The sequence below is a fragment of the Corynebacterium sp. LaCa_23 genome (genome assembly GCF_058182375.1).
Map to the genome: position 1 here is coordinate 1,233,327 of NZ_CP190825.1, position 12,410 is coordinate 1,245,736.

11 protein-coding genes and 1 pseudogene are annotated in these 12,410 nt (G+C 56.6%); 6 read left to right on the forward strand and 6 right to left on the reverse strand.

All coding sequences use genetic code 11. From position 1 onward, the window contains the following. Positions 1-81: 81 nt before the first annotated feature. The gene (locus ACP8IT_RS06005; RefSeq protein ID WP_284641759.1) at positions 82-1,467 is read left to right on the forward strand and encodes an anaerobic C4-dicarboxylate transporter; all 1,386 of its coding nucleotides are present in this window, start codon (positions 82-84) and stop codon (positions 1,465-1,467) included. Here ACP8IT_RS06005 and ACP8IT_RS06010 read toward each other — a convergent pair whose 3' ends face one another. Beyond that, positions 1,468-2,286 (reverse strand): class I SAM-dependent methyltransferase, encoded by an 819-nt coding sequence (locus tag ACP8IT_RS06010; RefSeq protein WP_490290582.1) that lies wholly within the window; start codon positions 2,284-2,286, stop codon positions 1,468-1,470. 37 nt (positions 2,287-2,323) lie between these two features. On the opposite strand from ACP8IT_RS06010, the gene ACP8IT_RS06015 reads away from it, so the two are divergent. From ACP8IT_RS06015 to ACP8IT_RS06025, 3 genes are read left to right on the forward strand one after another with little or no spacing between them, the layout of a single operon-like run. Further along, a complete protein-coding gene (locus tag ACP8IT_RS06015; RefSeq protein WP_490290583.1) occupies positions 2,324-3,757 on the forward strand; it encodes an ABC transporter transmembrane domain-containing protein in 1,434 nt (477 codons plus the stop codon). Then, positions 3,757-5,499 (forward strand): ABC transporter ATP-binding protein, encoded by a 1,743-nt coding sequence (locus tag ACP8IT_RS06020; RefSeq protein WP_490289722.1) that lies wholly within the window; start codon positions 3,757-3,759, stop codon positions 5,497-5,499. Before ACP8IT_RS06015 ends, ACP8IT_RS06020 begins: the two co-directional genes overlap by 1 nt. Beyond that, positions 5,496-6,476 (forward strand): CE1 family esterase, encoded by a 981-nt coding sequence (locus ACP8IT_RS06025; protein WP_490289723.1) that lies wholly within the window; start codon positions 5,496-5,498, stop codon positions 6,474-6,476. Before ACP8IT_RS06020 ends, ACP8IT_RS06025 begins: the two co-directional genes overlap by 4 nt. On the opposite strand, the gene ACP8IT_RS06030 is transcribed toward ACP8IT_RS06025, so the two are convergent. Continuing rightward, positions 6,473-7,723, reverse strand: a complete 1,251-nt coding sequence (locus ACP8IT_RS06030) for a site-specific DNA-methyltransferase (protein ID WP_490289724.1) — start codon at positions 7,721-7,723, stop codon at positions 6,473-6,475. The two genes, ACP8IT_RS06025 and ACP8IT_RS06030, sit on opposite strands and share 4 nt — an antisense overlap. Before the next feature lie 161 nt (positions 7,724-7,884). Here ACP8IT_RS06030 and ACP8IT_RS06035 point away from each other — a divergent pair, with 161 nt between their 5' ends. Further along, complete coding sequence (locus tag ACP8IT_RS06035) at positions 7,885-8,082, forward strand: antitoxin (protein ID WP_005279274.1); 198 nt, start codon at positions 7,885-7,887, stop codon at positions 8,080-8,082. Positions 8,083-8,210: 128 nt separating this feature from the next. Here ACP8IT_RS06035 and ACP8IT_RS06040 read toward each other — a convergent pair whose 3' ends face one another. The 4 genes and pseudogenes from ACP8IT_RS06040 to ACP8IT_RS06055 all read right to left on the reverse strand — a co-directional run bounded on the left by ACP8IT_RS06040 (position 8,211) and on the right by ACP8IT_RS06055 (position 11,721). Beyond that, positions 8,211-8,828 carry a response regulator transcription factor gene (locus tag ACP8IT_RS06040; protein WP_005282866.1) on the reverse strand — a complete coding sequence of 206 codons (618 nt, stop codon included), beginning with the start codon at positions 8,826-8,828 and terminating at the stop codon, positions 8,211-8,213. Beyond that, the gene (locus tag ACP8IT_RS06045; RefSeq protein WP_023028788.1) at positions 8,821-9,957 is read right to left on the reverse strand and encodes a sensor histidine kinase; all 1,137 of its coding nucleotides are present in this window, start codon (positions 9,955-9,957) and stop codon (positions 8,821-8,823) included. The genes ACP8IT_RS06040 and ACP8IT_RS06045 overlap by 8 nt, the downstream gene beginning before the upstream one ends. Then, positions 9,957-10,712, reverse strand: coding sequence for an ABC transporter permease (locus ACP8IT_RS06050; protein ID WP_490293075.1), 756 nt, complete (start codon positions 10,710-10,712; stop codon positions 9,957-9,959). The genes ACP8IT_RS06045 and ACP8IT_RS06050 overlap by 1 nt, the downstream gene beginning before the upstream one ends. 82 nt (positions 10,713-10,794) lie before the next feature. Continuing rightward, a pseudogene (locus tag ACP8IT_RS06055) lies at positions 10,795-11,721 on the reverse strand (ABC transporter ATP-binding protein). A 96-nt stretch (positions 11,722-11,817) separates the two neighbouring features. Here ACP8IT_RS06055 and ACP8IT_RS06060 point away from each other — a divergent pair. Further along, the gene (locus ACP8IT_RS06060; protein WP_126318999.1) at positions 11,818-12,387 is read left to right on the forward strand and encodes a cadmium resistance transporter; all 570 of its coding nucleotides are present in this window, start codon (positions 11,818-11,820) and stop codon (positions 12,385-12,387) included. Positions 12,388-12,410: the final 23 nt, after the last annotated feature.

The following is a 12,410-nucleotide window of genomic DNA, read 5'->3' on the forward strand; positions in this document are numbered from 1 at the left end:
CCTTTTCGCTTCGGTGAAAGCACTATGGCGCCGATAGGATAAAACTTGTCAACCATTTACTTTCTGTTTGAAAGGCATGACATGTTAGCGAATGTGATTGCCCCGGATTCAGTCTTGGCTATCGTGCTTCAAGTCATAATCATTTTAAGTGCTTTGCTTTTGGGCACCCGCTATGGCGGGATCGGCCTCGGATTAATTTCTGGCATCGGCTTGATGCTGATGGTCTTCGTATTTGGCTTGGCACCGGGCGAGCCCCCCGTGTCGGTCATGCTCACAATCATTGCCGTTATCGGCTGTGCAGCCACATTGCAACAAGCACAAGGTTTGGAAGTGATGATGCAGCATGCGGAGAAGTTCTTGCGTGCTCATCCAGAGCGCATCACCATTTTGGCACCACTGACTACTTGGTTCCTTACCGTACTGTGCGGCACTGGCCACGTGGTCTACACCATGTTTCCGATTATTGAAGACATCGCGCTCAAAAAGGGAATTCGTCCTGAGCGTCCGATGGCAGTGGCCTCGACCTCGGCCCAGATGGGTATTACCGCTTCACCGGTGTCCGTGGCTACCGTTTCTCTTGCATCGATCCTTGCGGAAAATGCTGGAGCTATCGACAAGGCTTATTCGATTCCGCAGATTCTTACGGTAGCGCTACCCGCATCATTATGTGGTGTGCTCCTCGCTGCGTTATGGTCGCTGCGTCGCGGCAAGGACCTGGACAAGGATCCGGCTTTCCAAGAACGGATGAAAGACCCAGAGTTTGCCGCCAGCATCAATGAGAGCGCCGATTCGCTCATCGGTAAGGAATTTTCCCGCGAGGCTAAGCGTTCAGTAGTCGTTTTCCTTGTCGCTATTGCCTGCGTGGTCCTCCTCGGCGCTTTTGAGTTCCTGCGCCCCCTGGTTCCTGGTGATGATGGCGAGCTGAGCCCGGTATCGATGAATCTAGTGATCCAGATGGTCATGCTCGTCGCCGGCGCCATCATCCTTCTTAGCTGCAAAGTGGATACCAAAAAGATTGCGTCTACTCCAGTATTCAAGGCCGGCATGACCGCTGTATTTTCGGTCTTCGGTGTTGCGTGGATGGCAGATACGTTCTTCCAATCCCATATCGATGCCCTGGAAACGAACTTGGGTTCTGTCGTTGAGGCGGCCCCATGGACGTACGCCGTCGTGTTGGTGGTTGTGTCCAAGTTGGTCAATTCGCAGGCTGCTGCACTGGTAGCAATTGCCCCTATTGGCTTGCAATTGGGCATTGACCCGGCTGTCATTGTTGGTTTCTACGGCGCAGCTTATGGTTACTTCATCTTGCCAACCTATCCTTCTGACTTGGCCTGCATTGGCTTCGATCGCACGGGTACGACGCGAATTGGCAAATACGTCATCAACCACTCGTTCCTTATCCCCGGAGCGATCTCCGTATTTACCTCTTGTGTCGTCGGCTCCCTCTTGGCCCAGGTTCTCCTGTAATCAGTCCCTCGAGATAGACTCCTCCCGTACCAGCACGAATGCATCCGTGCGGTACGGGATGTGCAGTTTTTGCCCGGTCGAAAAGCCCATGTGCTCGTAGAGGTACCAGTTCAGGTTGTGGGTCATGCGCTCGTGGATGTCCTCGTTATTTCTGAGCCAGTAGGAACGGGTGCGCATGAGTTGGTGGAGCTGTTCTGGGGTGAGCTCGTGGGTCCAGCTCAGCCGGAGTTCGCGCTCTAAGATCCAGGGCGCTTTGTATTCGGGATAGAAGCCGGGCTTATGCACGTCGCCGGAGTGCATGATGCGGCTTAACCGAAGGATCCAGGGATCCGCATGTACGTCGAGGGTATTCCACACTAAAAGGACGCGCCCGCCCGGCGCGAGGATGCGGTCCAGCTCGGCGGAAGCGGCGGCAACGTCGACCCAGTGCCAGGTTTGGGCGAGGCAGGCGGCGTTGAGGGAGGCATCGGCAAGCGCGGTGTGCTCGGCCGTGGCGCGGATGATGGGAACGTCTAGGCGGCGGTGGAGCACGCGGGCCATATCTGCCGATGGCTCGACCGCAAGCACGGTGGGGTTGATGAGGGACTCAGTGAGCTTGCCGGTGCCGGCGCCGATATCGGCAACGCGGTGGGCTCCGGCGATGAGCTCAGCAACCTCGGGCGGGTAATGGGGGCGGACATCCTGATAGGTATGTGCACCGTGGTGGAAGGCGCGCGCTGCCTGGGTGCGCTGGGGATCGGTGCTGAAGGTAGGCTTCTGCTTCGCAGAGGGATTTCGGTAGCTGGGGAAGTGCTGGGGGTTGGGGTGGCGAGTCGACATAGGCTATCTAACCTACCGGGAATTAGAATGGGTTGTTATGGCAACACTTCCAGAACCATCAGATCGGCGGTGGTTGCTGAAGGCTGTCTTCTCCCGGCCTGGGATGACCATCCCAGCGGCCGTGTGCATGGCTATCTCCTTCGTACTCAACGGCACAACGCCGGTCATCGTGGGCTATGCCATCGATGAAGCGGTGGTGGAAGGATCGATCGGGCGACTGTGGTGGTGGCTTGCACTTCTGGTCCTAGCCTTCGCCGTAAATACCGTCACTGGGTGGTGTGGCCGCGGGCTCAACGCGCGCAGCATGCTGGTTATCGGCCACGACGTGCGCATGGCCATCACGGATCGGATTATGGATCCCAAAGGGATGGGCGGGCCGAAACGCACGCCAGGGGAGTTATTGGCCATTGCCTCGACCGATGCGACCCGTGTGCAGAATGCGGTGATGATGACGGTGTTCCCGGTGGCGGAGATTACGTCGATCATTTATGTCGCGGTGATGACCAGCCGGGTGAATCTGCCGCTAGGCGTGGCCATTTTATGCGGCGGCCCCATCGTGGTGTGGGGATCGCTGTGCTCGGCTGGTCCCTTGCGCAAGCGCTCTGGTATCCGGCAAGAAGCATTGGGCCGGGCGAGCGCGACGGCGACGGATATTGTCCATGGCCTGCGCATTATTAAAGGGATCGGAGCGATTGGCACGGTGCGCAAGCGGTATGCGGGCGATTCCGATGCCGCCTACGAGCGAACCGTTGAGGCCAATGCGGCGCAGGCTGGATTGAATGCTTCTACGGAGGCGCTGGGCTCGATTTATGTCATCGCCGTCGCGGTTGCCGCCGGCTACCTGGCGCTGGATGGGCAGATGAGCATTGGTGAGCTCATTATGATCATTGGCCTTACCCAATTCATCATTACCCCGATGACCATGCTGGGAAGGAATATTGCCTCCCGGTGGGCCGCGGCGCAGGCGAGTGCGCAGCGAATCGTGGGCCTGCTGGGCGCTCCTGGACTTCCCGAGGACGCCGCACCACAGGTTCCTGCGCTGCGGCCAGGGGTGACCGCCATCGATGGACATGCTCCGGAAGAACTGCGAGACCTACCCCGGGAAAAATTCATCGTCGTGCCACACGAGGTCATGCTCTTTACCGGAACCGTGCAGGATAATATTCATCCGGATGCGGATACGGCCGCACGGGCTCTAGAGGTGGCCGCCGGAGAGGATATTCCCGGTGGGCTGGACCGCGCCGTGGGTGAGCGCGGAAACAACCTGTCCGGCGGCCAGCAGCAACGAGTCGCCCTTGCCCGCGCCATCGCCGCGGATCCAGAGGTGCTTATTCTCTCTGATCCCACCACCGCGGTCGATTCCGTTACTGAGCAGGAAGTAGCCCACCGCGTTGCGGACTACCGGAAGGACAAACCCACCATCGTCTATACATCGGCGCCTGCTTGGCATGCAGTGGGGGTGGAATCCTAATGCGTTTTCCCACCGCCACGTGGCCACAGGTGCGAAAGGTTGTGGCGCAGCAGTTATCGCTGATTCCTTACGCGCGCCGTCGCGCCCTTATCGCCGTGGTGTTTTTGATAGCCGGAGCAGCGGCCAATGTCACCATCCCGATCCTGCTCGGCAAAATTGTCGATGCCGTGACAACGGGCGCCAACATCGCCCTCCTCGGAGTCCTGCTCATCGGGATCGCGGGCGCGTCTGCCGCTTTATCGGCAACGGGATTCTATGTTCTGTCCCAGCTGACCGAGCGCGTCATCGCGTCTCTGCGCGAGGATATGGTCTCTACGGCACTCGGCCTTCCCACGCACCGCGTCGAAGATGCCGGGACCGGAGACTTGGTATCGCGCTCTACCGATGACGTCGCGGAACTTTCCGCCGCGGTTACAGAGACGGTCCCCGTGCTGGCAAAGTCCATTTTTGCCATTGCCTCAACGGCAGTAGCGCTGCTTACGGTGGATTGGCAATACCTCGTGGTCATCCTCGCCGTGACCCCGCTGTATTTCTTTGCCGCCCGGTATTACCTGCGGCGCGCCCCTGACCGGTATGCCGCTGAGCGCGCTGCCATGGCGGACCGCGCCCGCCGGCTTTTAGAGGCAATCCACGGCAGGGATACGGTGCGTGCCTTCCGCATGGAAGATACGATGCACGATCGAATCGGTGCGGCTTCAACGCGTGTGGTGGAAGAAGGCTATAACGCGCGCCGGACGATGATGGTTCTCCAGGCCCACCTCACCGGCATTGAGCTGGTCTTATTGGGCAGCGGTTTGACGGTAAGCTTCTGGGTGGTCCAGGCCAATGCGCTTACAGTCGGCGCGGTCACCGCGGCGATGTTATTGCTCATTCGCCTGCGCGGTCCACTGATGGGGCTGATGCGCGTGCTGGATACGGTGCAATCTGGGTATGCCTCATTGGCGCGTATCGTGGGCGTGGTCATCGATCCGCCCCAACCTGTGCCGGATAGCGGTGCACCGAGGGGCGATGGCAGCGTGGTCATGCGGGATATTTCCTTCCGCTATGGCGATAACTCGTGGGCCGTCGAGGGGCTCAACCTTGCGATTAAGCCGGGCGAAACGGTGGCCCTCGTTGGGGCGTCTGGCGCGGGAAAGTCCACCGTGGCAGCCCTGCTCGCGGGCTTGCGCGTCCCGGATAAGGGCACCGTGCTTGTTGATGGCGTCGAGGTTTCGCTGCTTTCCGATGCCGAGCGTATCCAGCGCCTCGCCCTCGTCTCCCAGGAGGTGCACGTCTTTTCTGGGAGTTTGCGCGAGGATCTTGCACTCGCAGCGCCACAGGCCACCGATGCGGAAATGGTTCAGGCCCTACGCCAAGTGCAGGCTGACTGGTTTTTCGATCTGGAAGCGGGCCTCGATACCATCGTGGGCGCGCAAGGCATGCCGTTGGACCCGGTGGCTGCGCAGCAATTGGCTCTTGCCCGAATCGTGTTGCTGGATCCGCGCATCATCATCTTGGACGAAGCCACGGCGGAAGCAGGCTCGGTGGGCGCTGAATCCTTAGAGGACGCCGCGGAGACTGTGATGGAGGGGCGGACCGCCTTGGTGGTTGCGCACCGCCTGGATCAGGCCTCGCGCGCCGATGCCATCGTGGTCATGGACAATGGCCGGGTGGTAGAACAGGGTAGCCATTTAGAACTGCTAAATTATGGGGGCCGTTATAAACAATTATGGGCCGCTTGGCAGAAGGGACGTACATCATGAGACGGAGGCCGATGCGCGCTGCGTTGAGCACCGCAGTCTTGTGCTGCGTGGCGGCGCTGGGCGTGTCATGCGCAAATAACGAGGAAGAATCAGGCTCGGCGGCACGCAGCGAAAGCACGCAATCGCACGGTTCGGCTGCCTCGCAGCTCGGGATTCCAACCTCTGCGCCGCTCAGTGGCCCTAAACCGGGATCCCATACCACGATTAACCTGCCGTCTGGGCGTTCATTTATTCTCAGCGTTCCGGAAAATTATACGGCCCAAAAACAGTGGCCTGTGGTGTTGGCTTTTCACGGATGGGGACAGTCAGCGGAAAACTTGCGCGGCTATTCCCGCCTCGATGCGGCACAAGCCATTACCGTCTTTCCCACGGGCAAGAAAAAGGCGTGGAGTCCAGCCCCATATGCGGAAACGAGCGGGAGCGAGGACAAGAAATTCGTGCTCGATATCCTCGATTCCCTCCGCGCGACCTATAACGTTGATGATTCGCGGCTTTTTGCCACCGGAATGTCCAATGGCGGCGGTTTTGCTGCCTACCTGGCCTGCCAGATGCCCGGCATCTTCCACTCGGTCGCGACCATTTCCGCTGCATATTACGAAGATATTCTGAAAGATTGCGCCCATGAACCCGTAGGACGCCTCGATATGCACGGCACCGATGACCCCGTCGTGGGCTATTACGGCGGAACCCGGCACAAGACCAAGTACTTCTCCGTCGAATCCGTCCTAGAGCAGGACCGCAAGCGCAATGAATGCTCGGAGAAAGTAGAAACCAACCGCTTGGTCAATAATGCCCTCGACATGCATTGGCGGGGATGCTCTGCACCGCTGGAGCATATCCGAATTGGCGGCGGCTCCCACGTGTGGCCGGGTGGTCTTGGAGACAAAAATAATGAAGTAGGAAAGTTCTTCGCCACTGACCGAGTCTTGGACTTCTTCGGTATTCCGGGCAGGCCCGACGGCACCCGCGAAACCTAGATCGCGCGGTAGGCCCGGAAAGAGGACCCAGGCACGGATCGCACGCGCTCTACGCAAATATCCGCGACGCTAAAAAAGCCTGCCCGGTGCGCCGCACTGTTCGGGGCAGTGGGCTCTGGAATTTGCACTAGGTGAAAGCTGCGCGCGCCATTGTCTTCCCGGTTGAGTTCCATGACCGCCTGCGCCGTGGTGCCAGAGCCTGCGAAAAAGTCGAGCACCCGGGCATCGTCCCCGCCGCCAATGGCGATGAGATGCTTGATAAGGCGCACTGGCTTGGGGAAATCAAAGGTTCCCTCTACGCCCATGACGTCCTCTGCGTCGCGGCGCCCAGTGCGCGTTACGCCAAACCTTTGCCCATCGAGGATGGATCGCGGCCGCACCCCTGCCTTTTGATAGTTCTTGGTGTAGACGAATCCGCGCCGAAAGACCAACTCATCGTAGCGTTTTTCCACCATGTCCTTGCCCCAGCGCCAGCGCGCTACCTGGCTGTGGCCAGCCGGTTGGTCCGGCCAGTGTTGCGTGCCATCGGGTGAGGCAATGGGAAAATCCAGCGATGGCAGGTACCCCAGGGTCTTAGAATCAAGGCGCACCAAGGAGTATTTGCCGCGTTCATCCTCGTGGTTATATTTGGTGCTGGTGTAGCCCTCTGCATCCAGGTTAAATCCAGGGTTATCCGGGTTCTTGGCATAGCAGAGGATGTATTCGTGTTCGACCACCGCATACTTGGAATCGTTTTTCCCAGTGCCGGCCTTTTTCCAAATGAATTGCCCGGCATAGCAGCCCTCGCCAAAAACCTCATCCAAGACCTTGCGGGTATTAGCAGCCTCGTCCTCTCCAATGGAGACGAATATAAAGCCGTTTTCCGCCAGCACCCGCCGCGCCAGGATGAGCCGCGGCAACATCATGGACAGCCATTCGGCGTGCCACTGGGCATAGCTGCCGGAATTTACCTCGCGTCGCGCGCGGTAATTATCGCGGTAGACAAAGTCCCGGCCGGTGTTATACGGCGGGTCGATGTAGATGACATCGAAGGTCTCGCCCGTGGAAGCCCAGTGCTGTAGAACCGCCAGGTTATCGGCCAAATAGATGCTATTGGGGGAGTCGGTTACGCTGCTTAACGCAGCATCGATCTCGAACTCGGCGGTTAGGGGAGCCTCTGCTGCCGCGCGCGCGGCCTGCTTGCCAGGCCACACCAACCCAAAGAATTCCGCGGCGTTGCCATCTGCACTAGGGCTAGTGTGCGTCATTTTCTGCCTTTTCCGTGCGAGCTGGTCATTGATCTCATTAACGCTATCACTTTAGAACTTCTGACAACCTTTGGTGGCGAAGTCTCGACAGCGTCGTTATCGTGGGCAGTGTTGCCGGATGCGGCAATGGTTAGATGAAGTAAACAACGAAAGGATTAGCAATGGGTATCTTTGACAAGGCAAAGGAAGCACTGAACTCCGAAAAGGGCGAGGAAGTTACCAAGGAAGGCCTGGACAAGGCCGAGGACTTTGCCAAGGACAAGCTGGGCGAGGACAAGGCAGACCAGGTAGATAAGGCCCGCGATGCCATTGATGACAAGCTCGGCACCAATAATGACGGCGACGACGAGAACAAGTAGTTCTCGCCCTAGTTTCTAATTAAATATCGCTTAAGCCCCGTTCCAGACAGGAGCGGGGCTTAAGCCTATGTCTATGGCCGATTTTTCTGGAATACGCGGTCCGATTGGACTGGTGAAAAATGCGCTTTTTAAATCCAACCCTGAGTTTGGGCTTTCGTCGCAGCCTCATAGCGATTATTCGCATCGGTTTTTGTCATGATACTGGACACGACATTGCGTACACTGCCTGGACTAAGATGCACTTTGCGCGCCAGTTCTGAGGAAGTCACCCCAGATAATAAAAGCCGCGCGATTTCTCGTTCCCGGGGTGTGAGCGGGTTGTCCGGGGTAAAAAGACTTTCTCGTGCTAAGGCAGGATCGATCACCCGCAGCCCAGCCTTTACTCGGCGAATTGCCTCCGCGAGTTGTTCGGGGGGAGTGTCTTTGACTATGAATCCAGCGATGTCAGCATCAATAGCACGTTTTACATAGCCGCCACGGCCAAAAGTAGTAACGATGAGGCATTTGCATGGACCGCCGGAGAGCTCTTCAGCTACGTCTAGACCGCTCTTTCCAGGCATCTCAATATCGAGTAGAGCTACCTCCACATTGTGCTTGGCAACGAGCCCTGCAACCTCGTTGCCCGTTGCGCATTGAGCAACTACCTCGATATCTGGTTCGGTAGCTAGGAGAGCGACAAGGGCACCGCGAACCAATGATTGATCCTCCGCGATGAGGATGCGGATGGGTGGAGATGTATCAGCCATCGGACTCCACTTCACTGTCTAAGGGTAGTAACTCAGTATCACCATTCATAGTAATCAGCGCTACGGTGCGGTCGTCCTTCCTCATAATAATCAACTTTCCGCCGCTGTCCTTCATTCGCTTGTGCAGCCCGTGTAGCCCGCCACTTTGGTACTGCTTTTTCGGATCGAAGCCGCAACCGTCGTCTACGACTTGGAGCTTATTTTGGGTTATGCTAACCCAGCAGTTCTGTGCTCCTGAGTGGCGAATAACGTTAGTGGTGAGCTCACGTAATGCCCAGGAAAAGGCGGCGTCATAAAGTCCTACGGCTTGGACGTTGGCAGGAAGATGCGCTTGAATCCCTGTAGTATCGAATGCTCGTCGTGCTGCCTGAACTTCTCCTTCGAAGGTCGGCATACGCATCCGGGTAACTGTGGAGCGGACTTCTGCCAAACTCTTACGGGAAAGGTCACTTATTTCTTGAAGCTCGTTTCGAGCTCGAGTTGGATCTACGTCTACTAGCCGCTGTGCCAACTCAGATTTTAAATTGATGACGGTAAGCGAGTGACCGAGCAAATCATGGACGTCTGTGGCAATGTCTTCACGTTGGCGAGCGAGATCGAGTTGATGCTCTAAATCCGTGCGCGAGTCTTCTCTTTGAGACATTGTGCCTAGCAACACCAGCAAAATTGGCCAGCCGAATATCACAATGAATGTCCCTAAGAGGTCCTGCGAATCGACGCTCCATAAGGCACCTGTGACTACGAGTCCGGTAAGAAGTACCCATAATAATGCCCGACGCAACGGTAATTGAAACCCGAGGAAAGCAGCTAGATAGGGCACAAACGTCGTAGCATAAACTCCGAAGAAGGGTATGGAGATAAGTGCTATGAGCGCTAAGGCAGACCACCGAGCGGCCAAGCGATAACGTAAGTTCCAGCCCCGCGGGTAGTAAGTCACTGAACCAAAGCTGAAGAAATATAGGGCGCTGAAAGCGATAACACAGGCAGTGGAACCTAGGCGCTGCGTAGCGTCCACACCAGGCTGAGCGAAACTGAGAATTAAGCCGAAGAGCAGAAATATAAGCCAAACGCTAGCAAACACCGCATTATTTGTAGCGAATCCCTTGAAGGGCGAATGGAATGAATCCATTACATTCGTGATTTGTCGCGGTGGAGCAGCATTGCGCAGGCTCCGACGAAAATTGCGGTCCATACGGCGAAGTTTAGTCCCGCGCTCCACAAGGAATGGTTAACCGTGCCATCGGCATCATTGAGCAGTTGCATCCCTTCTGCCAACGGCCATTGAGCCAGCACTACTGGGCCAAAAAGGGGTGTAAAGCGGGCAAACGCCATAAGTGAGGAAGATAGGGGGATAAAGACATTGGCGGCGAACAGCAGGAGGACAATAGAGGAAGAAGCAATGGCCACGGAGTTATCCGTCGGTAAAGCAAGTGCCCATATCATCCCATATAAGCCAAAGGGAATAGAGACAACAACGCACGCAAGAAAGGACAGAACCCATTGGTGGGGCTCCATGTCAGCGTTAGTTAATGCACCAGTGAGAAACACTGCTGCAATGGGGAGCAGAGCTTGCAATGCTATGGAGGTGATATTCGCACAGAAAATCTGGTGAGGGCGCAGCGGAGTAAGCGCTAGTTGGCGTCTCCAACCGGATCGAGCATCAGTGACTGAAGCAGCAGCGGCTCCCACCGCACCGGCGACGCCGCCGTACAGGGCCATGCTGATCATTTGGAGAGCTGCAAAGTTACCGTTGTGAATGGGAAGGTTGCCAAAGTCCATTAGTGTGCCGAAAAGTAAATAGAAAAATACCGGCAAAATGGTGGTGAAAAATAGCGGGGCGAGGTTGCGGCGCAGCCGGAGGAAATTGTACCCAGCAAAACGCATTGTGTTACTAAACCCAGGCACGGTGGAACTATTAGACATGGTTGGAATCTTTCGTTTGGGGGCTGGCGGGAGGAGAAATGGGTTAGCTGTGCTCATCGGTAAGCGCGAGGAAAGTATTTTCCAGGCTATGAGCGCTAATGGTGAGGTCATAAGCGCCTGTGTGGTTAAGAAGATGGCGGGCCAGTTAATCCGAATCTGAGGTAGTCATTTGAATGTGATCTCCAGTGCGGGTGACATCAGTTACGTCCGGTAGCGAATTGACTGGAGGAATACTGCCGTCAAATTGGGCCGTAATTCTTCGGACCCCGCCGCGGCTACGTATGTCAATTACCTTGTCATCGGCCACAACTTCCCCTTTGTGCAAAAGCACTATCCTTTCAGCAAAATTGTCTGCTTCTTCGAGATAGTGAGTCGCGAAGAAGATGGTGCGCCCGAGCTCAGCCTGGTGCTGCATAGACGCCCAAAAGTCCCGGCGAGCGCCTGGATCCATACCGGCAGTCGGCTCGTCAAGGATGAGAATCTGCGGGTCACCTAGGAGCGCCAGCGCGAATCGAAGACGTTGTTGCTCGCCACCAGAGCACTTGCCTACCCGTCGAGACAATATCGGTTCTAAGTTGGTGTGATGTGCAACCTCGCCAATGTCTAGGGGCTGGGCAAAGGTAGCGGAAATCATTTTTAAAGTATCGCTTACGGTGAGGTCAGGGAGAAGACCTCCGGATTGAAGCACCGCTGCTAGCTGTGCGTTGTTGATCGCTTCCTGGGGGCTTTTGCCTAGGACTGTGACAGTGCCGGAAGATGGTTCGGTAAGCCCCAAGATGAGGTCAATGAGTGTGGACTTTCCAGCGCCGTTGGTACCTAGCAACGCTACGATTTCCCCGGGGGCGATGGAGACTGATACGTCATTAAGTGCTCGCACTGAATGCGAGGAATTTGCTGCGAAGACTTTTTCTACGTCGCGTACTTTAATCGCTGGTGAGGAAATTGAGCTTGGGGTGCGTGTCGTTTTCATGTTTTGCACTTAACCAGGCTTGTGTTCGTAATAGCAGGAACTGTGTCACTAGGTTTCCATGACAATTGTCATCGGTGGATGCGTTAAGCTAGCTGGGTGCTTACTACTCTCGCATCCGCAATCGTCTTATTCATCGTCACCAATATCGACGATATCGTTGTTCTCTCGCTATTCTTTGCCCGTGGCGCGGGCAGGAAGGGCACGACTAAAACCATCCTTTTGGGCCAGTACCTGGGATTTTTGGGGATCCTCGCGGTCTCCGTGGCACTTGGTCTGGGACTTAGCGCCATCCTTCCGGAAAACTGGATTCGCTTTTTCGGGCTTATTCCCCTGGCCATTGGCCTCTGGGCAGCCTGGGAGGCTTTTCGCGGGGAAGACGACGATGACGTTTCTGGAAAGAAGCTCAGTGTCGCTGCGGTAGCCGGGGTCACGTTTGCCAACGGCGGCGATAATATCGGTGTGTACCTGCCGGTATTTACCACGTCTGCGCCGGCAGACATCGCGGTGTACTGCATCGTATTCCTCGTTTTGGTCGCAGGCCTTGTAGCGGCCGCGAAGTTCGTGGCCACACGGCCAGCGGTGGCAGAAGCACTAGAGAAGTGGGAGAGTGTGTTATTTCCCACGGTGCTTATCCTGCTTGGTCTCGCCATCCTATTTGCGGTGTAGGCAAGGCACACAGCAAATCCCAC